The sequence below is a fragment of the Serratia sp. T13T92 genome (genome assembly GCF_047530105.1).
GTDB lineage: Bacteria > Pseudomonadota > Gammaproteobacteria > Enterobacterales > Enterobacteriaceae > Chania > Chania fonticola.
On the sequence record NZ_JBLJAK010000011.1, the window covers coordinates 74121 to 95509 of the forward strand.

A 21389-nucleotide genomic window follows, 5' to 3' on the forward strand; every position below is an offset into this window, starting at 1 on the left:
GGCTTTTTGCTGTTTAACGCCGGGTGACTCAATCGTCATAAGGTTCGCCGAGCGTGAGCATCAACCGGTTGGCCCAGGCAAAGAAGGCCGTCGCCTGCACCAGGTCCAACAGTTCCAGTTCGCCCAACCCTTGCTCGCGTAACGCAACCAGCTGAGCCGCATTGGCCTGCGGTGGCGTGGCCGAAAGCGCGGCGGCAAAGTCTATTTGCGTACGCCAATCCTCACCCTGCCCCTCGCTCAAGAGCCCTCCAGGCGCGATATCCAGCAAGCGCTGCACCTCTTCTGTCCTTTTGGATAACTGCGCCGCTTTACGCGCATGCACCGAGGCACAGTAAATACAGCCGTTCACCTTGCTGGCCACCGCCGCAGCCAACTCACGATCCTGGCGGGCCAGACCACCTGCGGTGTAGAAAATGGCCCGATCCGTGATGGTTCGCTGTTCCAGCACCGCATGATCGCGCGCCAACAAACGGAAATAGTCAGAATCCGCATGACCGAACTTGGTCAGCAAGGCTTTTCCCGGTTCGTCAAACGCCTCCAAGGGTTTAGCCGCAATCCAGGGCTCCCATCCCAACTCCTGGCTGGTGAACGCAGACGGTGCATTGCGGCCACTGGCGGTATGGCTCGCGGTGCGCCAGGCAGAAGCTCGAACGGGAGCACGGCCGCTGGTCGCTACCGGCAATCCTGCCAGCAAGCGGTAGCCGTACAGCAGACGGCTCTGGAAACTGACAAAAGCGATCAACTGTGAAAGCGTGACAATGTCATCCAATGACCACCCCGCCTGTTGCAGGGCCTGCAAGTGTTTGGCCTCTGCCCCGGCGGGTTTGAAGGCCAGGCGTTCCGCATGATCCAATGCAGCCTGCAAACGTGGTCCGTCTGCGGGCTGAGTCTGCTGCAATTGGGCATAATGCGCCGCCAGTTGCCGATCGCCGTGCCATTCACTGATACGCTGCGCCAACAGCAGGCGCTCCGCAATGGTGAAACCGCCCACCTCCTGTGGCTCAAACAGTCTCTGATAGCTGGCCTCAATCCCCTCGGTTGCCGCCTGGCGTGTTGCTCTGGCCTGTGCCAAAGGAGAGTCTGCGGCGATTTCTGCCAGTCTGGTCAGGTGATCCTGGGTGTCGGTCATACGTTTTCCTCTGCGTGATGTGAATAAGCCAACGTGGCAGGATTGCGCCGCTGCCAGCCCAGTGCTGGTGCAACGTCGCGAGCTATCAGCTCAATGGAGCGCAAAATATAGGCGTGTGGCGGATCGATAGAGTGCACCTGAAATGCCAAATCGGTGACGCGGGCCAGCGCGCTATCCCGTTGCAACGAGGCGATCACCTGCTCTGGCGTACCGAGATGCACATCAAAAGCGCGGATCAGACCGTCGAGCGACTCATCCTGTACCTGATGCCCACTGGCGCGTAAGCGCTCCAATCCACGGCTAAGCCCCTGTGCAGCAAAATCATGTGCACGGTTCTGATCTTCGGTTACAAAAGCGGTGCGCGATCCCATGATCCGGGGCTCTACCCCAGGCGGCAGTGCGGCAAGATAGGCGTCAATAATCGGATTTTGCAGCTCATCGAGTGGCGTATCCGGTGCATCTGACGGCCTGGGTTGAGTACGTGACAACATCAGCCCATCCCCAGCCTTACCGGCCCGGCTCCCACCTTCAACCGAGAAGGTGGCTTGCCAGACGCGTTTTTTCAGTTGGGGGGCGGCCGGATATAGACGGTTGGCGGCGTTGCCGAGCGCTTCGCCACCCCAGGCGTCCAGCAGAATGCGTAAATTATCGTTAAACGCCGCATTGCGCTGCTCGGCATCAATACCAAATGCGCTAAACGAAGACGGGGTTCCGCCCGCCGCCAGCCCCACTTCCAACCGGCCACCGGAAAGCAGATCCAACACCGCCGTATCTTCCGCCACGCGCACGGCAGACTCCATCGGCAAGGTGATCACTCCAGTCCCCAAACGAATATGCCGGGTATGCGCCGCAGCCTGAGCCAAAAAAACCAGTGGTGAAGGCAAGCCGCCCTCATCCTGATGAAAATGGTGCTGCGCTACCCAGGCGGTGTCGAACCCAGCGCGTTCGGCATGAACAATCTGCTCAGTGGCCAGCCGGTAACGTTCCTGAGCACTGCCGTTATCCAGCAGGCGGGTAAAAAAGCCGAGACGTTTAGCGCTCATGAGGCATCCTTTAAAGTTTGGTACATCGCACGGCCAGGAATGGCCGCAATCAATTGGCGGGTATAGTCACTGCCCGGCCGGGCAAATACCTCAGCGGTAGTGCCCGCATCTACCTGCTGCCCACGACACAGCACCGAGACGCTGTGCGAGATTTGCCGCACCGTCGCCAGATCGTGTGAGATAAACAGGTAGGTCAGCCCTAACTCACGCTGTAGCTGCTCTAATAAGCGCAGGATTTGTGCCTGCACGGTTACGTCCAGCGCCGAGGTAGCTTCATCCAATACCAGCACCCGAGGTTGCAGTATCAGAGCACGAGCGATGGCAACCCGTTGGCGCTGGCCCCCTGAAAGCTCACGCGGTTTGCGCGCCAGGAGTTCGGCAGGCAGAGCAACTCGTTCGAACAATTCCCGCACCCGCCGATAACGCTCTGCTTTGGCGACAGGCTCAAAGTTGAGTAACGGCTCTTCGATCGCCTGATACAGGGTTTTCGCCGGATCGAGCGAAGCAAAGGGGTTTTGATAGACCAGTTGAATACGCCGCCGAAACTGGCGCAGCGCCTCGCCCTTCAGCCGGGTAAAATCGACGCCGTCGATAATGATTTGCCCCGCATCCGGCCGCTGAAAACCCAGCAGGCAGCGGGCCAAGGTGGTTTTGCCGGAGCCGGACTCGCCGACCAACGCATGCGTGGTGCCGCGCTGCACGCTGAACGACACCCGATCCAACGCCCGGAATGCCTGCCCGCCTCTGCCAGCAAAACGGAAATCCTTCACCAGTTCGTTGACGACGATCGCCGGTTCCGCCTTACGGACGATCGCTGGTGGAGCGATGGAGGCCAACGAAGGCACATCGGCAAACAAACGGCGGGTATACTCATGCGCCGGGGCCTGCAATACCACCGCTGTTTGCCCCTGCTCCTGCACCCTGCCGTGACGAAACACCAGTAGCCGGTCGGCCCGTTCCGCCGCCACGCCCAAATCGTGAGTGACGAACAGCACCGCCGTGCCAAACTCCTGACGCAGTTCGTCGATCAGATCGAGGATGCGTTTTTGCACCGTCACGTCCAGCGCACTGGTCGGCTCATCGGCAATAATCAACGCGGGCCGTAACGCAATGGCGATGGCAATCAGCACCCGCTGTTTCATGCCGCCGGAAAGTTCATGCGGATACTGGCGTGCGCGCAATTCAGGATGAGTCAGCCCCACACGGGTGAGTAACTCCACTACCCGAAGCTGTACCAGCTTGCGTGGCAGACGTTGGTGAATATTGATGATCTCGGCAACCTGCTCACCGATGGTTTTAACCGGGTTCAGCGAACTGGCGGGGTCTTGCGGGATCAGGCTTATCTGCGCGCCACGCACCGCATCCAACTGGCGCGTAGACCAGTGCGCAATATCGGTGCCATTAAGCCGGATCGCCCCCTGCTCCAGGCGGCCATTTTCCGCCAGCAGGCCGATAATCGCCTGGGCCGTGGTGGTTTTACCCGATCCCGATTCCCCAACCAGGGCAACGACCTCCCCCGGCTGAATGGTAAAAGAAACGTTGTGCACCACCCGCTGGCTACTGGTGCCCTGCTGATAGGCGATAGAAACGTTATCCAGTTCCAGCAGTGGCGCAGGTGAGACGGTTGTCTGTAGGTTCATCGGCGCGCGCTCCCTAATGCATGGCTGATACGGTTGGCAGCCAGCACCACGGCAACCACCATCAGGCCGGGGAAGGTAGTCAGCCACCAGGCCGTTGAGATGTAATTACGCCCTTCGGCGATCAGTAAGCCCCACTCCGGCGTGGGTGGTGGCGTGCCGTATCCCAGGAAACTCAGAGTGGCGATCGCCAGAATGGCATTGCCAAACTGTAGGGCAGAGAATGCAATCACCGAGGTCAGCGAATTAGGCAGAATATGGCGCCATAGTACCGCCCAAAAGTGCCCGCCGCTGCCGTAGGCTGCCTCAACGTAGTCGCTGTGCCGTACCCGCAGCACTTCTGCGCGAGCCAGGCGTGCAAAGTTGGCCACCGACGAGATCCCCACCGCCAGCGCCGCATTCACCGTGCCGAAGCCCAGCAGAATGATCACGCTCAAGGAAAGCAGCAGCCCAGGGATCGACAGCAAAACATCAACCAGACGCATCACAACATCATCGACGATGCCGCCCAAAGTCCCGGCGACCACGCCCAACGACGTGCCCACAACCAGACCCAACGCCACGGCAACTAACGCTGCGGATAAAGTGTGCGATGCGCCATACACGATCCGAGCGTAAAGATCGCGCCCCAGCGGATCGGTGCCTAGCCAATGGTCACCACCCGGTGCCAGACGCTGTGCTCCGGCAATCCCTTCCGTGCCGCTGTACGAAGTAAAGATCTCCGGGGCGATCGCCCATAGCACAGCGATCGCCAGCACGGCCCAGGCCAGTCCGAGGCTGAGCGGATAACGCCGCTGAGCGCGCCTGGCGGTGGGTAAACTACCTTCGGTTTCCCCGCCGGACAGATCGCGTTCCGGCATCACGGATTTTTCCAACGGAATACTGCTCATCGGGTCGCTCCTGCATAGGATTTCAGTCTGGGATCGAGCAGCGGGAACAGCAGATCGACCAGCAGATTGAGGAAGACAAAGGCGGCGGCAGAGATCATCACTACCGCCTGTAACACCGCCACGTCCTGGTTCACGACCGCCTGCTGCGTCAGTTGCCCCAGGCCACTGCGGCCAAATACGGTTTCTGTGATCAATGCCCCGGCGATCAGTTCGCCAAACAGAATGCCCGCAATGGTCAGCACCGGCAGCATCGCGTTACGTGCCACATGCCGCCACAGCACTCCGCTACGGCTAGCCCCTTTGGCACGCGCCACCGCCACAAACGGCTGAGTTTGTACGCTATCGATGCTGCGGATCAGGATCTGCGCCAGCGGGGCAGAGATTGGGATTGCCAAGGTGGCGATCGGCAACAGCAGCCCAATCCACTCCCCTGGATTGATGATCGGCACCAGCTTCAGCCGGAATGAAAAGATCTGGATCAACACGATGCCAAGCCAAAAGGTGGGAACCGACACAAACAGCGCAGGCAGCAATTGCAGCGCCGATTTCAGCCAGCCAAAACCAATCAGATTGGAGACAAACGCAATGACCAGCGCCAACAGCAAAGCCAGGGTGAAACCTAGCACCGCTAATTGCAGGGTCGCGGGCAGGTTGGCAGCCAGCAAGGCACTTACCGGCACGCCGTTCTGGATCGAATAGCCCAAATCACCACGCAGGAAATTCCCCAACGTATGCAGATATTGCTGCCACAGGGGCACATCGGCACCGTAGGAGGCGCGCATGTCGGCGATCTGAGCCGGGCTAAGCCCCATATCCGGATTCTGGAATTTAATCAGGATCGCGTCGCCTGGCAGCACCTGCAGCAAGATAAACGACAGGGTGAATGCCGCCCACAGCACTAGCAACGCCTGCCCGGTTCGGCCACTCAGGTATTTCAGCATCTTTATCTCCTCGAATATGGCGTTGTGGCCCCTCACCCTAACCCTCTCCCACAGGGAGAGGGGACAGTCCGTGCCACCAATGAGTTTCCGTGCCTGACTTTGGCCTCGAACTAGCGAACGAAAACTAACGCACTACAAACCAACTTCCGCACCTGGACACAACACCGCTCCAGCTTCCTCTCACTGTGGAAAAGGGTTGAGGTGAGGGGGCCGCCCATACCACGTTTTATACTGGTGCTCATATCGGCAGAACTGTCCGTACCTCGATTTACTCCGCACCTGACCACCACGCTGAACTGGCTCCCTCTCCTTTTTGGGGAGAGGGTTGGGGTGAGGGGTGCAGGCAGTTCGGGCTTAGCGTTTCTCTAACCACGCGCCATAGAAGCTTGGTCGACCCACGGCTTCAAAGTTGACGCCTTTCAGATAGGGAGCACCGGCAAAGACCTGCGGCTCTTCAAAGAACGGGATCACATAGGCCTGATCCAGCAGATACTTTTGAGCCTCACCGGCGATCTGTAAGCGCTTGGCCGGATCCACCTCAGAGGCGATCCCCAGCAGCAGTTGGTTCAGTGAGTTGTCGATAAATTTACTGTTCTGGCTGGTGCCACCCTGCTGCAACAGGCCATCACGATTGGTGGGATAAAACTGGCTTTTAATCACATCGGGATCGGCACGGCCCACTTCGACCACCGAAGCCGGGGTCTTTTGTGGATCGAGGTTATCCGCCACCCGGCTGCCCGCATCGCCTGCCAAGATATTCAACCGCGCCCCCACCTTGCCCCACTGCTGCGAGACCAATTGCAGCACCGCCTTGTTTTGCGGTTGCGGCAGCGACTCATACACCGTTAACAACAACTTTTTACCGTCTTTCTGGCGCAGACCATCGCTGCCCTTTTGCCAACCGGCGTCATCCAGCAGGCGGTTGGCCTTCGCCAGATCGAAGGTCAATTTATCGGAGAGATCGACAAAACCGGCTGCCGAGGAGGCAATCACCGATTTGGCTTGTGGATAGTTGGCGGAGAACAGCGTATCGACGATCTGTTTGCTGTCGGTGGCATGCAGCAGCGCTTGCCGCACGCGAATGTCGGCCACCAGCGGATTGTCTGGTCTGAAGGCAATGCTGTCGTTGACGCCACGGGTTGGTGCGGCATAGATCGTAAAGCCCTGATCCTGGGTTTGCTTCTCATCGTAAGCCTGGATCTGGCGAATAAAGTCCGCCTGCCCGGCCTGCAACGCGCCAATCCGCACGCTGTCTTCCGGGGTGACGATCACCTTGATGGCATCCAGATTGGCCCGCCCTTGTTGAGCCAGCTTGGCTGGTCCCCAACGATAGTCTTGGCGTACGCTGAGATCGACCTCGCGCCCCAGGGTTTCACCGCTCACCACAAACGGACCAGAGCCGATAATATGGCGCGCATCACCCAGTTCATCGTATTGGCGGTTCAGCGTACTGAGCGATACTAGCCCAGAGCCGATGGTCGCCGTACCTTGCAGGAAGCCTGGGGACGAGCGTTTGAAATAGAATTTCACCGTCAGCGGATCGATGACCTCGCTGTGGTCATAGTTATTGATCACCTCGGAAACCGGCAAGCGCAGCGCTTTATTGCCTAGACCATAGGTATCAAAGTTCTTGGCTACCGCGTTGGCATCCAGCGGTGTCCCGTCGGAGAAGGTCACACCGGGGCGCAGTTTAAAAGTGTATTCCGTTTTATCGGGGTTGCTGGACCAGGACTCGGCGATCCAGGGTTCGATCTCCAGCGTTTTCGGGTTCTGGTAGGTCAGCTTGTCGGTGATCTGGTTAAGGATACCGCCGTTGGGATAAAACCCGCCGGAAGGGGGATACAGGTTGGTATGAGCCTGCTGCTCCAGATAGATCAGCGTGCCGCCCTGCACCGCCGCGATGGCCGGGCTCGCCGCAGCCGCAGCGCCTAATACCACTGCCAGTCCGCTGGTTAACGTCTTGAAAGGAAAATTAAACATGGGTGCCGTGCCTTCTTTATGTCGGTTTGTTATGGGTTAGATAACAAACCAAAACGGCACGGAGTTGAACGAACTAATTTAGCTAACTAATGATGAAAAAAGCAGTAACGCGCCATCAATCCACCTGATACTGCACAATCAACTGCCCTTTCTTCATCTTGACGGCGGTAATTTGCACCTTGCCCAACTCCGCCAGCGAACGCACATGGGTGCCTCCGCAGCCATAAGCAGGCAGATCGCCAAACCCAACCTGACGAACGCCTTGCTGTTCCTGCTGCCTGCGTGGCAAGTCGGCGGCGATCAAGTCCGTCAGCCGTTGTTGCAAATAGTCTGGTTGCAATTCTGTTGCCTGTGCACCCGGTGCAAAGGTAATGCGCCCTTCCCCCGGCCAGTGGTGCGCTTTCACCGGCTGCCAGCCTTGGCCTTCCCCCAGCCAGCCAATCAGATGCCCGGCAGAATGCCAGCGGGTATGCAGGTGCCGTTGTTCCCCATCAATCTCTAGCGTGACCGGGCCACAAGGTAACGGTTCGGCCAGATAATGGAGCAGTTGATCGCCCTGCGCGGCAACACGTAATACCGCTACACCACCGATCGTGCCGCTATCGCTCGGCTGCCCGCCGCCCTGTGGGTGAAACAGCGTGGCATCCAACTGCACCGCGTAGCTGCCATCCTCTTGCGCCGTGCAGGCCAGTACCTGAGCCTGGAGCTGCAAATCATCGTGATAATAATAAAGTCGTTCGGTCATGAGCTTTCTCCTGGTTAACGCCGTTATTATATTCGTGCCATAATCGGCTGATAATCCGTCTTCATTACAATGGACCTTTGCGCTGTGAGCACAAATCTTTCCACCGCACTGCTGGTTGAAATGGCCGTTTTTGTTCAGGTGGTGGAAAGCGGCAGCTTCTCCGCGGCCGCCCGCCAGTTAGGCACCTCGCCTTCTGCCACCAGCCGCAGCGTTGCCAGGTTGGAACAAGCGCTGAACGTACGGCTGTTGCACCGCACCACCCGCAAACTGCGCCTGAGTGAGCAAGGCGAGGCCGTATTTCAACGCTGCCGCAGCATGCTGGATGCCGCCAACTCAGTGTTGACCATCAGCGGCCAGAGCAGCTCAGAGCCGGAAGGCACAATCAGCGTCAGCGTACCGAAGGCCGTCGGGCACTTTGTCCTGCACCCTCATATGCCAGAGTTCTTGCGGCGCTATCCGCAGGTAGATGTCCATCTGCGGCTGGAGGACCGTTACATGGATTTGATCGACGATCGGGTCGATCTGGCGCTGCGCATCACCGACCGCCCGTCACCGGGCCTGATCGGCCGCCCGTTGATGACCATCGAACATTTGCTATGCGCCACTCCGCATTACCTGGCCCAACAGGGCACGCCGCGTCACCCGCGAGATCTGACGGAGCATAGCTGTATTTACCTGGGGGAGACGCCCAGCGACGCGCGCTGGCGTTTTCGCCGCAACGGCAAGACGGTTTCGGTCAATGTCCGGGGGCGCTATGCCGCCAACCATACCGGAGTTCGGTTAGACGCGGTGAAACAGCATATCGGTATCGGCAGCCTGCCCTACTTTACCGCCCACCAGGCGCTTGCCAGCGGTGAGATTGTGCAGGTGTTGCCAGAGTGGGATTTCCTCAGCAGCTATCATGGCGATCTCTGGTTGCTGTATGCGCCAACTCAGCATCTGCCCCCCAAGCTGCGAGTGTTTATCGATTATCTGGTGGCAAGTTTAGGCCAGGAACCCGCGTTAAAGCGCCTTGCGCAGAGTGATATTGATGCGGTGTGACCCCACCAGCGAATGATAGCCCTCTTTTACCGGCATGATGCCGTGGAAACACAATCGAGACGGGCCGCCCCAGACCACCACGTCACCGTGGGCCAGCGGGATGCGCCGCGTTCTGTCGCTGCGTTGCAGGCCACCAAACTGAAAAACAGCCGGTAACCCCAGCGATACCGAAACGATCGGTGCCGTAAAATCATGCTCGTCTTTGTCCTGATGCAGCGAAAGCTTGCTGCCCGGATCGTAGCGGTTCATCAGGCAGGAGTCCGGGACGTAATGACCGAACCCGGCCTGCAAGGCCGCTTCATCGGCCAATGCCAGCAAAATTGCCGGGATTTCTGGCCAACTTTTGCCAGAACCTGGATCGCGTTGCGAATAGCGGTAGCCATTGCTATCGCTGTTCCAGCCGTTGCCGCACCAGCTCATGGCCACGGACATGGTGAAACCGCCCGGCGTAGTCATATGCCGCCAAGGCACCTGTGCCACTACGCCGTTGACCGCCGCCAGCAGTTCCGGCCCGTGCTCGCGAACAAAACCGTGCAACACCACCGCCCCCGGCGCGATTTCCTCACGCCAGGGCGGCGGCAGCGCATCTTCAAACAGATCGATTGTCATCGCCTTTACCTGGATAAATACACAGGTGTAATTCTAACCGCTTGGCCGTTGTTGTCCAGCCCGGCGTAATTCATTGTTGTTAGAGCTAAATAACCTTAGAGTAGCCGCTGGATCTTAATCTATACCCTATGGATTTCAAGCTTCAGCTAGGCGGCCAGCTTGCTCATCCCTAGGAGCTTACTTTTAGTAAGTGACTAGGGTGAGCAAGCGCAGTCAACAACGCTGTAGTTTGAAAGACGACGGGTAAATAATCAGGAACGCTGGTGATCAAAGGCATCATACTTTCCGTCGTCGCTTCTCTGCTGTTCGGCGTGATGTATTACTACACCTCAATGCTAACCCCACTCGACGGCGAGGAAATCTATGGCTGGCGCACCCTGCTGACGCTGCCGTTTCTGACGCTGTTTATGCTGTTTTCCGGCGACTGGGCGCGGGTGAAAGAAATGCTGCACTGGCTACGGCAGCGCCCGCAACGCGTGCTGTTGCTGCTGCTGACCACCTCCATACTGGGAGTTCAGCTGTGGCTATTCCTCTGGGCACCGCTGCACGGTATGGCGCTGGATGTCTCACTCGGCTATTTCCTGCTGCCGCTGACCATGGTGTTGGCAGGGCGAGTGTTTTTCCGCGATCGCCTGTCTGTGCTGCAAAAGATGGCAGCCCTATGTGCATTGGTTGGCGTGGGTAATGAGCTGATCTTGGTGGGCGGGGTTTCCTGGTCGACGCTGGTTGTCGCGTTAGGCTATCCCATTTACTTTATTCTGCGCCGCCGCTTGGGCACCGATCATCTGGGCGGGCTGTGGTGTGAGCTGACGCTGATGCTGCCGGTCGCCGCGCTGTTTGCGCTTGGTGGCTCAGAACCGCTGGCGGCGCTGACGGCCAAACCGCTGCTGTATTTGCAAATCCCGCTGTTGGGCATTATCAGCGCGCTGGCGCTGGTATGCTATATCCTGGCCAGCCGCCTGCTCCCGTTCAGCCTGTTTGGCCTGCTGAGCTATGTAGAACCGGTGTTGCTGGTGATCGTCGCGCTGCTATTGGGTGAAACCATTAACGCCAACCAATGGCTGACCTATATCCCGATCTGGCTGGCGGTCATGCTGCTGATACTGGAAGGTGCGCGCCATCTGCTACGCAGAAGAATGTAATGCTGAAAACTGGACTCATTACGTAGGGCGAGGCTTCTTGCAGCTCAATGGGCGCAGCATGCGGCGCCCCTACGGCTGAGCATCTTTTACCTTACAATTCATTGATTTTAAAAATAAATCAATGTTGTGACAGCGTCACCTTGCAACCAAAAACGCCCGCTAAAGCGGCGGCCTGAGTGGCAAAGCGGCGTCAGCGTTTTTTGCAATTCCAGCTCAAACGTCTGTGCCTGCATATCCAGCTTGGTCACCCGCGCATCAATAAAATCAAAGTAGCAGCGCACCTGCGGGTAAAGCGCCTTAAACAGGCTTTCCTTGGCGGAAAACACCAGCGTCAACAGCAGATTAAAAGGCTGTGGATGTTGACGTAACCACTGGCATTCGTCCTCATTGACGATGCCGCTCCACAACTCTTCTGCTCGAGCTGGCGGGATCTGCGTTTCCACATCAATGCCCACGCCACCTGCCCCACGCTCATGCTGAGCGGCACACAGCGCCGTATCATTATTGTGGCTGATCGCCCCGGCAATCCCGGCGGGCCAGAGCGGTTCACGTTTCTCCCCGCGCAATAAAGTGAAATCCTGATGGCCCAACTCTGCCAACACCCAGCGCGCCAGATAGCGCCCGGCCAGATATTCCGCCTTACGTTTGGCGACTGCGGGTGCGACATGTTCAGGGAAATCGATACCGGCGGCAGCAAACAGATCGTCGTGATAATCCGCGACAGAGAAGTGACACTGCGCGATCAGGCCAGCAAAGCCGTCAACCGGCAATAATTCAGCATTGAGAATAAAAGAAGAGAGCACGTTTCATCCGTGACAAGGGGTCCGTTGAGACAGTATATACCGCGCGGCAGGCCGGGGCGAAACGGTTCGCCCCGGCAGCACGGTTAATGCAAGACGTCCTTCATGGTTTTTTCAAAGTCGCTCCAGGCGCAGAAGCCGTCTTTATCTACCGGGCAGCCTTCCAGCGCCAGGGTGACGCGCTGCGGCGGGGTGCTTAGCGTCAGCGGTTCGGCATTACGCAACTGTTCGGTTGATTGATAGACATACTCAATCTTCAACAGATCGCGATCGCCCTTGCCATCATGCCAGCGTTGGAACACCAGCTTGCCGCCAATCGGGGTTTTCTCATACTGCTTCGGCAACTCATACGGCTTGAACTTCATCGCAGACAGCAAGGAAGCAATGTTGGAATCATGCCCCACCAGCACGGTCAGCTTCGGAGAATCTGCCTTGCGCTCACTGATCAGCGCCGAATTGATGTAGGTCAGCAGCGGCTTGGCAACGTTCTGGGCAACGACCGACGAGGTGAACAGCGAATCCTGATAGCCATCTTTCAGCTTGGCCAACTGCTGCCACTGGTGCGGCGTCACAATCTTGCCCCAGGCCACGTCTTTCATCGGGAAGCCTTCGTAATACTGCAGCATAAAGGCATCCACCAGCGAGTTACCCACTTTCAGCGGGCCAGAAACGCCTGGCTCTTTCCCCGGCACCGCGCTCATTTTGTTCGGTTCCGTGGCCAGATTGCACTGCTTGTCAGTCTTGCAGGCAGGAGAGTCTTTGTAGTCGATGATCTGCTCGAGCTGTTTGTAGGAGGCGTCCAGCTTCAGCGATGCCAGCTCGGCATTCATGGCGCTCAGCGCCTGCTGGTTAAAGGTTTCGCTGTTGTCGGTGATAATCGGGTTGAAGGTAGGATCCATCTCCCCCATTTTCTCCTGATGATGCACGCTGATATCACAGCCAGGGAACGCGCCGTTGGTAAAGAACTGCGCGGTGGCTACGGTGCGTTGCAGGCTGTTGGCATACACGTAAACGCTGTCAGCGGCCGGGCAACCTTCCTGCGGCAAAATGCCCGCCTGCTTGAGCCACGCGTTGAAATAGTGGCCCATATACACTTCCAGCACGCCGCCCTTGGTGGTCAGCAAGCCACCTGGCGTATCCCACTGTGGCCAGGCTTTCGGCGTGGACTGGGCTAACACGCTGCCGTTGTTCGCCAACGGTGCGCGCAGGTTATGGCGGCTCATCACCAGCACCTGTTCAAGTTGATAACCGTCGTTCTCGGCAAAGGCGGTGCCGCTGAACAGCAAAGGCAGGCAAAATAATAACGTTTTTTTTCTCATCCGCAGAGGTTCCCTAAATATGATTTTACCCTATGGATTTCAAGTTGCAGCTAGGCGACAAGCTATCTCATCCCCAGGAGCTTACGTTTAGTAAGTGACTGGGGTGAGATAGTGCAGGTAACAACGCTGCAACTTGAAAGACGACGGGTATGTTTTGAGTGGGTTAACGTTGGATTTGTATAATGACGGCGTTCGACATGAAAGTGTGTGATGGGCGTCACGGAGGAAGGGACGGCTGACCAGATTGGTGACGAAGTGAAACGGGGACAACATACAGCAAAGCGGGCGCAGCATGCAGCGCCCCTACCTTTGTAAATCAGTTTCGGTTTGTAACGGCCATCCGTGGATGGCCGCCGATTAACTTAATACCACAGGCTAAGAATTGGCCAGCCGATCAACAGCAGCGCCGCGATATACACCACGCCGAGGATACCGCCAAGACGCCAGTAGTCTTTCGACTTCACATAGCCGCAGCCGTAGATGATTACCCCTGGGCCAGTGGCATACGGGGTCAATACCCCCATGATACCGATAGACAACACCAGCAGGATGGAAAGGTGCTCCATCGGCACGCCCGGCAAGCCTTTACCTACCGCCAGGATCATCGGCAGCATGGTCGCGGTGTGGGCCGACAGGCTGGCAAACAGATAGTGCGCGTAGTAGAACACCAGTACCAGCAGGACGACCGTCATCTTCGGTGAGAAACCGTCCAGATGGGTGCTCATGGTGGTGGCAAACCAGTCGATAAAGCCGGAACGGCTCAGGCCGCTGGCCATCACCACCAAGGTTGCCAGGTTAACCAGGGTATTCCAGGCGCTGGAGTATTTGGTGATGTCTTTCCAACTGACCACGTGCAGGGCAAGCATCAGCGATACCGCCAGCAAACACACCGTAGTCGCATCCACGATTTTACCGCCGAACACCCACAGGCACAGGCTAAGTAACACCAGGCCGATCAAGGTATATTCTTTGCGGGTCAGTTTCCCCATTTCCCCCAGTGCCGTATTGGCCCAACCAGCCACTTCATTGCTGTGGGTTACGCCTGGCTTATACAGGTAGTAGGAAATCAACGGTGCAACGATCAGCAGCAGCAGCCCAACCGGCAGGAAGGCCAGGAACCATTGCATCCAGGTGATATTGATTCCGGCAATCTTGTTGACGAACTCAATACCCAACACGTTAGGTGCCGCACCGGTCACAAACATGGAGGAGCTGATGCTGGTCCCCACCACCATCATCCACATCAGGTAACCACCAATGCGGCGTGAGGAAGGATCGTTAGGGAAGGAATCAAACAGCGGCGGCAGGTTCTTAACCACCGGGAATACGGTGCCACCGGTACGCGCGGTGTTGGACGGGGTAAACGGCGCCAACATGATATCGATGATCACCACCGCGTAGCCCAGCGTCAAGGTGCGTTTGCCCATGAACTTCACCAGGAACAGCGCGATGCGTCGCCCTAACCCGGTGGCCTCATAGCCCAGCGCGAAGATAAAGGCCCCAAACACCAGCCAGACGGTGGTACTGGAGAATCCGGCCAGCCCCCATTTAAGCGCCTCTTTACCGGCTTTAAAACTGGGATTGGCCAGCTCTTCGGCACCAAACAGCACCCAGTTGGAACTGAGCACGCTGACGGTCACGGCAATAAAGCTGATCGCCGTGGCCGGGATCGGCTCCAGGATCATACCGACGATCATCGCCACAAAGATGGCAAAGTAACGCCAGGCTTGCGGTGGCATGCCCTCCGGCGTGGGTATCATTAACAGGACGGCAAGCACCACCAACGGGGCGATCGCTTTCCAGATTTTCTCTTTGGTTTCGGACATGGACACTTCTCCTGAAGGCTTCGTTATTTTTTTAAGCCCCCGTCTGCGGCAACTGCGCCAACAGCCAGGTGACTATCAATAAATCGGCACTACCGCCGGGGCTGAGATTGCGGGCGATGCACGCAACGTCGAACTGCCGTATACGGGCAATTCCTTGTGCCGTCCCTGCCCCTCCCTGTGCCAATAACTGGCTGGCGTAGTGTTGTAACCAGCGCAGCCCTTTGATGCCGCCCCGCGAGGCGACGTTGGTATCATCGTTATGCGCCATCAGCCACAGCAGGCTGTCCAGCAGCGCGACCTGCTCGCCACACCCACTGGCGATCCTCTGGCGATACAGCGGCAATGAGCCGCCAATCACCCGCTGAAAGCCGGATTCGGCCTCACCACGGGCACCGCTCAGGCCAAACTCGGCAAATAACCGTTGTCCTGCCGTCTGGCCCGCGTTGTTGCGTTGCAGCTCTCGGCTAACCAACCCACGGCACATCTGGGCCACTTCATCACACAGGCTTTGGGCATCTATCTGCCGTTGTTGTTGCTGTAAGCGGCCAAGGGCGCAGCACAACAGCCCTAGCGAGAACACGCTGCCTTTATGGGTGTTGATGCCGCCAGTGGCGCGGAACATCTGTTCTTCGCAGGCCATGCCCAATGGGCGCAGGCGTGCAAGCTGCTGCTCGGCAGGCAAAACGGCGTCGGCCATACCCTGGCGGATAAAATAGGGTAGCCACCGGCCAATCGCCCTTGAGCTGCGATAGAAATGGCCAATATCCATGTCGCGATGCGCGCCGTTGTTGTGGCGATCGACCAACCCCGGTTTCGGCGTCAGGTTGACCTCCACCAACAGCGCCCGATAGGCGTCGCGGGCAAAGCGCTGGCTGTGCGAAAGATCTGTAACCGTCGGCTGCCAATCAGGCTGGGAGTGCATCATTGAGCATCCTTTCCATAGCATTGAGCAGTTGTTCGGTGCTGTGGCTCTGCTGGCGGGCGCAAATCTTGGCTGGCTGATTGCACAGCAGACAGTTGCGTTCAGGCAGACCAAGTTCGCGCCGCGACAAGATCTTTCCTTGCGGGGTCAGCACATCGATATCCCACAGGCGGCCAATCGGCTGCTGGATTTCCAGCTGAATGGCGGCCTCTTTCACCGCGTGGGCATCGGCTTGCAGCGCCAGATAGCCTTCGCAGCCGGTAGGCAGCGCCAGGGTCTTCTGCTGCAAACAAAGCCAGCCTTGCTGGCGATACATCTGCTGCAGAGCCTGCCTGCCCAGGTTGAACACGCGCCGCGTCATGGGGCTGTCTTTCACCGCCCCCGGCACCACCAGAGTGAGCACCACCAGCGTGGCGGTAGGATGGCGCGCCAGCCACGCCTGTTGCCGTGCCTGCCGGCATTCACGGCTGGAAAGCAGTTCGGGCAAACTTACGGCGCGGCTGGCGGCCAATTCGGGGGAGATGTAAGCCATGGCGTTACTCCGCGACCTGATGTACGACGTCAATCACCGAACCGTCGCGATAGCGCACCACGGCCACCACGTTGTCGGTAAAGGCGATCGGTTTCGGTTCGCCGGTCAATACCAGCGCACGCTCACGCAGCCATTCGATGGTGACCACCTGCAGGCCAGCATCGCGTAACCGCTGCGCCAGCTCTGGGCGGGCCGGGTTAACGGCAATACCGTGGTCGGTCACCAAAATGTCGATGCTGGAGCCCGGCGTAACGCAGGTGGTCACCTGCTCAACCAGCGTAGGAATGCGGCCACGCACCAGCGGCGCGACAATAATCGCCAACCGTGCCGCCGCTGCAGTATCACAGTGGCCACCGGAAGCACCACGGATCACCCCGTCGGAGCCGGTCAGCACGTTAACGTTAAAGCCGGTGTCAATTTCCAGCGCGCTCAGCACGACCACGTCCAGGCGGTCAACCGATGCGCCCTTGGAACTGAAGTTGGCGTACTGATTAGCGCTGATCTCGATATGATTTGGGTTGCGAGCCAATGACATGGCCGCCGCACGGTCAAAGCTCTGCACGTCCAGCAATTTGCCGATCAGGCCTTTCTCATGCAGATCCACCATGGTGGAGGTGATGCCGCCCAGTGCAAAACCGGCGCGGACACCACGAGCGCGCATCTTGTCTTCCAGGAAGCGTGTTACCGCCAACGAAGCGCCACCGGTGCCGGTCTGTAAGGAGAAGCCTTCGGTGAAGTAACCGGAATCAACGATCACCTCGGCAGCACGGCGGGCAATCAGCAGCTCACGCGGGTTGGAGGTCATACGCGTAGCATCGGCCCCGATCTTGTCCGCATCCCCTACGCGCTCCAGTTGCACGATCAGATCGACCTGATCCTGTGCCAGGCTGGCGGGATGATGCGGGTAAGGCACGATCGCTTCGGTCAGCAGCACCACGCTACGGGCAGCAGCGGCATCCACCTTGGCGTAACCAAGCGAACCGCAGCAGGCATCGCCGGTATAACCGTTGGCATTGCCGAACTCATCGCAGGTCGGCACCCCGAGGAAGGCAACGTCGATCTGCAATTCACCCGACTCGACCAGGTTGACCCGGCCACCGTGCGAGTGAACCTGCACTGGCTCTTTCAGCAGACCGCGCGAAATGGCGTCCGCCAACGGCCCACGTAAGCCGGAGGTATAAATGCGGCTCACCACCCCGTTGCGAATATGGCCGACCAGCGGCGCATGGCAATCGGTCAATGAACTCGAGGCCAGCGTCAGGTTGCGGAAGCCCATCTTCGCCAGCACATCCATCACCTGGTTGAGTGCCAGATCGCCGCCACGGAATGCGTGGTGGAAAGAGATGGTCATACCGTCCTGTAGACCGCTGCGGCGGATCGCCACTTCCAGCGACTCACAGCGTTTGATGTCGCGCGGTTTACGCGCCTGCAGGTTGGCCTTGGAGGCTTCCTGATAAAGCCGCATCTCGGCGTGATTGTTCAAGGTCATCAGGCGTTGTTGGCGTTTCATCATGCTTCCTCGCTGTGGTTCGGTTCTTCACGCACGCCGGAAAGCGCTGCGCGTTGCAGTACCAGACGGGCCCGCTCAATCACCGGGCTATCGACCATCTTGCCGTTCAGCGAAACCACGCCGCGCCCCTCTTTTTCTGCCGCTTCTGCCGCATCAACCACTCGCTGGGCATGGGCCACTTCTTTGGCGGTTGGTGCGTACAGGTTGTGCAGCAGTTCGATCTGGCGTGGGTTAATCAGGGATTTACCGTCAAAGCCCAGCTGTTTGATCAGCGCCGCTTCCTGTAGGAAACCCGCTTCGTTGTTGGCATCGGAATAGACGGTATCGAACGCCTGGATCCCGGCTGAGCGGGCGGCCTGCAACAGTGAACAACGGGCAAACAGCAGTTCAATGCCTTCCGGCGAGCGCTCGGTACGCAGATTGCGCACATAGTCTTCGGCACCCAGCGCAATCCCGATCAACCTTGGGGAAACCTGCGCAATCGCCACCGCGTTGGTGATGCCCTGTGCGGACTCGATCGCCGCCAGCAGGCCAGTGCTGCCGACCGGGCGACCACAGGCACGTTCAATGGCGGCGATTTCACGCTCCATATCCACCACGTCCTGCGCAGTGTCGGTTTTTGGCAGACGGACGATATCCGCTCCGCCACGCACCACCGCTTGCAGATCCGCCAGGCCATAGGCCGAATCCAGGGCGTTAACGCGCACAATGGTTTCTACTTCCTGATACAGCGGATGTTGCAGCGCGTGATACACCAGGCGACGGGCCGCGTCTTTCTCACGCAGGATCACCGAGTCTTCCAGATCGAACATCAACGCATCGGCCTGATAGATAAAGGCGTTGCTGACCATGGCGGCATTCGCCCCCGGCACGAATAGCATGCTGCGGCGCATGCGGTGTTTATTCAGCGTTTTCACGGCGTTCCTCCCAAGGCAGCGTGGCGGTTTCGCTGGCACGCATCAGCGCGGTTTCCAGCCGTGCACGCAGCACACAGTCCAGTGCGCCTTTATCGTCGACAATCACCTGCACCGGCGGCACGTCGTACTGCTGCAAAACCTGCAACAGGGTGTGGCGGATGGCATCGCCGAACTGTTTTTCCACGCTGCTGGCAATCAGCAGATCGTGTTCCGGGCCTTCTGCTGGCGCGATACGGACCATGACATCGCTGGATTCCAGCGTGCCGGCCATTGCTTCTCGGATTATTTTCATCATTCACCTGATTGTGCGGACTCAAATTCTTGCGGTACTGGCTTGGCCCGGCGCTGTGCCTGCAGATCCTGCAGGTAGTACAGCGTGTCTTTCGGCACCAAAGGCGCGGCGGCGTGGAAGTCTCCTGCGGCCAGCAACTTGCGCACCCAGGAGGCAGAGATCGCCGTGCCCTGGTACTGCAAGCGCTCAATTTCCACCAGATCGATCGGTGGGCTAGGCAGCGCCGGAGTTTCCAGCCAATAACGCATGTCGCGGTTGTATTTCGCCGTTACGGCGCAGAACGGTTCGTTGCCGACAAATCGATGCGTGATGCCCAACGCGGGGGCCAGATACTGGCGGAAGATTTTCAGATCGATTTCGGTGTAACAGTCATCGGCAACTCCCTGCTCTTTAATGAAGTAGCAAGGGAAAGTGGCACGGGAGATCACGTATTGTGACCCCTCATGCACCGTCAGATTGGTGATCCCCTCGGTGCCCTTCAGTACCAGATCGCGGCGATCGTCATACGGGAAGCGCGAGGTGTTTTCTTTCACCAGGAACAGATGCAGCCAGTCACAGCGGGCGGCGGCTTCCCGCACCAGATATTGATGGCCACGGGTAAAAGGGTTGGCATTCATCACGATGCTGCCAATGGTATCGCCCGGCTGGCGCTCGCGAGCCAGTTGCGCGGCGTAACGCTTCAGGCGGCACGGGCTGTTTTCCATTAGCACCACGATGCCGGGCACGCTGGCAATCGGGTAAAAGCCACACTGGCGAAATAGCGCCTCATTCTGCACTTTGGTATAGATAAACAGCTGGGTGTGATGGCGCTCATAGGCCAGATTCACCAGTTCGGTCGCCAATGATAACGCCAAGCCTTCACCGCGCATTTGCGGGCTGATGGCCACGCATTTGATAATATTTTCGGCGATACCTCCGCAGGCAACCAATTGCTCGCCCTGGGTCACGGTGATAAAAACTTCGACCGTGGTATCAATATTCAGATCGTTACTACGCAAAAAAGCATTAATTGCCGCTATATTTTTGTGATCCGATCTCTTCACCCGATTAAATACGGTATCGCCCAACATGTCAGTCTCTCTAAAATAACTTATCAATAACATTTGAAATACAAAATCCCATTAGGGTTAACATTAAGGTGTAATAAAAACCTTAAAAACCATCGAGTTGAAATGGTCTATAACGCGAACGGGGTATTTAATGGCGCCATGTTAAACACAAATAACGCCCTGATTATTGACCTATTTCACAATCTACCCGCAGTAAATAAGTTGTTTAATGGTTTTTATTTACTTAATTATTTTTATAGTTTTTATTAGCGACATAGTGTTTAATTAAATAACCATCTCGCTGAGATTTAATTAGCAGCATAATTAAGCAACGGGGAATTAACATGGAGTGGCTAAATATTCTGATTGTTGAGGATGAAACGCCGTTGGCAGAAATGCATGCGGAATTCATCAAGCAGAATGGCGGATGCCGGCAGATTTGGCTGGCGGGCACCCTGGCACAGGCACGCACGATGACCGAGCGTTTCAAACCCGATCTGATCCTGTTGGATAATTTCCTGCCGGATGGCCAGGGCATAGAACTGCTGCGCGAGCTGACGCTACAAGGCTACGGCGGTGGCATTGTGTTTATCACCGCCGCCAGCGATATGGACACCGTGGCCGAAGCGCTGCGCTATGGCGTGTTCGATTACCTGATCAAACCCCTGGCCTATGACCGGCTGGCGCAAACCCTGCAGCGCTTTAGCCAACGGCGCGAAGCGCTGAAAGACAAGGCGCGGGTCAACCAACGCCGCATTGATGAAATGTTCAACACCTACGCCCGCGGCGGCGATCAGACCGCGTTACCCACCGGCATTGATGAGCTGACGCTGATGAAGATCCGCGATTTGTTCGAAGATCCGCAGGTGCGTCATACGGCGGAAAGCGTGGCACAACAGATTGGGCTGAGCCGCACCACCGCCCGGCGTTATCTGGAGTTTTTCAGCGCCAACGATCAATTAGTTGCAGAGATTATTTACGGCAAAGTGGGCAGACCCCAGCGGATCTATCGTTCTGCAAGCAATGGCTAAATAGGAGCGCCCAACATACAGTGATGTAGTGGGC

Annotated in this window: 20 protein-coding genes; 3 read left to right on the plus strand and 17 right to left on the minus strand. The window is 57.7% G+C overall.

Annotation, left to right across the window (positions count from 1 at the left end; translation table 11 throughout):
• Positions 1–28: 28 nt before the first annotated feature.
• The 7 genes from ACMV5I_RS13165 to ACMV5I_RS13195 form a co-directional block, all read right to left on the minus strand.
• Positions 29–1129 (minus strand): alkylhydroperoxidase domain protein, encoded by a 1101-nt coding sequence (locus ACMV5I_RS13165; RefSeq protein WP_414824539.1) that lies wholly within the window; start codon positions 1127–1129, stop codon positions 29–31.
• Positions 1126–2172: a putative FMN-dependent luciferase-like monooxygenase gene (locus ACMV5I_RS13170; protein WP_414824540.1), complete on the minus strand. Its 1047-nt coding sequence runs from the start codon at positions 2170–2172 to the stop codon at positions 1126–1128. The genes ACMV5I_RS13165 and ACMV5I_RS13170 overlap by 4 nt, the downstream gene beginning before the upstream one ends.
• Positions 2169–3812 carry a dipeptide ABC transporter ATP-binding protein gene (locus tag ACMV5I_RS13175; protein WP_414824541.1) on the minus strand — a complete coding sequence of 548 codons (1644 nt, stop codon included), beginning with the start codon at positions 3810–3812 and terminating at the stop codon, positions 2169–2171. Before ACMV5I_RS13175 ends, ACMV5I_RS13170 begins: the two co-directional genes overlap by 4 nt.
• Positions 3809–4699, minus strand: coding sequence for an ABC transporter permease (locus ACMV5I_RS13180; RefSeq protein WP_414824542.1), 891 nt, complete (start codon positions 4697–4699; stop codon positions 3809–3811). The genes ACMV5I_RS13175 and ACMV5I_RS13180 overlap by 4 nt, the downstream gene beginning before the upstream one ends.
• Positions 4696–5640, minus strand: a complete 945-nt coding sequence (locus ACMV5I_RS13185) for an ABC transporter permease (RefSeq protein WP_414824543.1) — start codon at positions 5638–5640, stop codon at positions 4696–4698. The genes ACMV5I_RS13180 and ACMV5I_RS13185 overlap by 4 nt, the downstream gene beginning before the upstream one ends.
• A gap of 354 nt (positions 5641–5994) precedes the next feature.
• On the minus strand, positions 5995–7620 hold the full coding sequence (locus tag ACMV5I_RS13190; RefSeq protein ID WP_166732916.1) for a TIGR04028 family ABC transporter substrate-binding protein: 1626 nt from the start codon (positions 7618–7620) through the stop codon (positions 5995–5997).
• Positions 7621–7735: 115 nt separating this feature from the next.
• Positions 7736–8365: an alanyl-tRNA editing protein gene (locus ACMV5I_RS13195; RefSeq protein ID WP_261155271.1), complete on the minus strand. Its 630-nt coding sequence runs from the start codon at positions 8363–8365 to the stop codon at positions 7736–7738.
• A gap of 84 nt (positions 8366–8449) precedes the next feature.
• Between ACMV5I_RS13195 and ACMV5I_RS13200 the strand changes: the two genes are divergently transcribed.
• Positions 8450–9406, plus strand: a complete 957-nt coding sequence (locus tag ACMV5I_RS13200) for a LysR family transcriptional regulator (RefSeq protein ID WP_414824544.1) — start codon at positions 8450–8452, stop codon at positions 9404–9406.
• On the opposite strand, the gene alkB is transcribed toward ACMV5I_RS13200, so the two are convergent.
• The gene (gene alkB / locus ACMV5I_RS13205; protein WP_261445043.1) at positions 9368–10015 is read right to left on the minus strand and encodes a DNA oxidative demethylase AlkB; all 648 of its coding nucleotides are present in this window, start codon (positions 10013–10015) and stop codon (positions 9368–9370) included. The two genes, ACMV5I_RS13200 and alkB, sit on opposite strands and share 39 nt — an antisense overlap.
• A gap of 263 nt (positions 10016–10278) precedes the next feature.
• Between alkB and rarD the strand changes: the two genes are divergently transcribed.
• A complete protein-coding gene (rarD, locus tag ACMV5I_RS13210) occupies positions 10279–11157 on the plus strand; it encodes an EamA family transporter RarD (RefSeq protein ID WP_284121340.1) in 879 nt (292 codons plus the stop codon).
• A 107-nt stretch (positions 11158–11264) separates the two neighbouring features.
• Here the strand turns inward: rarD and ACMV5I_RS13215 are convergent, their stop codons facing one another.
• From ACMV5I_RS13215 to citC, 9 genes are all read right to left on the minus strand, one after another.
• Positions 11265–11960, minus strand: a complete 696-nt coding sequence (locus tag ACMV5I_RS13215) for a 4'-phosphopantetheinyl transferase family protein (protein WP_414824545.1) — start codon at positions 11958–11960, stop codon at positions 11265–11267.
• An 83-nt stretch (positions 11961–12043) separates the two neighbouring features.
• Positions 12044–13276, minus strand: a complete 1233-nt coding sequence (agp, locus tag ACMV5I_RS13220; RefSeq protein ID WP_284121338.1) for a bifunctional glucose-1-phosphatase/inositol phosphatase — start codon at positions 13274–13276, stop codon at positions 12044–12046.
• A 362-nt stretch (positions 13277–13638) separates the two neighbouring features.
• Positions 13639–15102 carry an anion permease gene (locus ACMV5I_RS13225; RefSeq protein ID WP_414824546.1) on the minus strand — a complete coding sequence of 488 codons (1464 nt, stop codon included), beginning with the start codon at positions 15100–15102 and terminating at the stop codon, positions 13639–13641.
• Positions 15103–15133: 31 nt separating this feature from the next.
• Positions 15134–16027 (minus strand): triphosphoribosyl-dephospho-CoA synthase CitG, encoded by an 894-nt coding sequence (gene citG / locus ACMV5I_RS13230; RefSeq protein ID WP_414824547.1) that lies wholly within the window; start codon positions 16025–16027, stop codon positions 15134–15136.
• Positions 16008–16556: a citrate lyase holo-[acyl-carrier protein] synthase gene (citX, locus tag ACMV5I_RS13235; RefSeq protein ID WP_141132522.1), complete on the minus strand. Its 549-nt coding sequence runs from the start codon at positions 16554–16556 to the stop codon at positions 16008–16010. The genes citG and citX overlap by 20 nt, the downstream gene beginning before the upstream one ends.
• Positions 16557–16560: 4 nt before the next feature.
• Complete coding sequence (citF, locus tag ACMV5I_RS13240; protein WP_021180303.1) at positions 16561–18066, minus strand: citrate lyase subunit alpha; 1506 nt, start codon at positions 18064–18066, stop codon at positions 16561–16563.
• On the minus strand, positions 18066–18959 hold the full coding sequence (gene citE, locus ACMV5I_RS13245; RefSeq protein WP_390901725.1) for a citrate (pro-3S)-lyase subunit beta: 894 nt from the start codon (positions 18957–18959) through the stop codon (positions 18066–18068). The genes citF and citE overlap by 1 nt, the downstream gene beginning before the upstream one ends.
• 7 nt (positions 18960–18966) lie before the next feature.
• Entirely contained in the window at positions 18967–19275 is a 309-nt protein-coding gene (citD, locus tag ACMV5I_RS13250; protein WP_071680964.1) for a citrate lyase acyl carrier protein, read from the minus strand.
• A complete protein-coding gene (citC, locus tag ACMV5I_RS13255; protein ID WP_121607247.1) occupies positions 19275–20345 on the minus strand; it encodes a [citrate (pro-3S)-lyase] ligase in 1071 nt (356 codons plus the stop codon). The genes citD and citC overlap by 1 nt, the downstream gene beginning before the upstream one ends.
• 323 nt (positions 20346–20668) lie before the next feature.
• Here citC and dpiA point away from each other — a divergent pair, with 323 nt between their 5' ends.
• Entirely contained in the window at positions 20669–21355 is a 687-nt protein-coding gene (gene dpiA / locus ACMV5I_RS13260; RefSeq protein ID WP_024486486.1) for a two-component response regulator DpiA, read from the plus strand.
• Positions 21356–21389 lie beyond the last annotated feature (34 nt).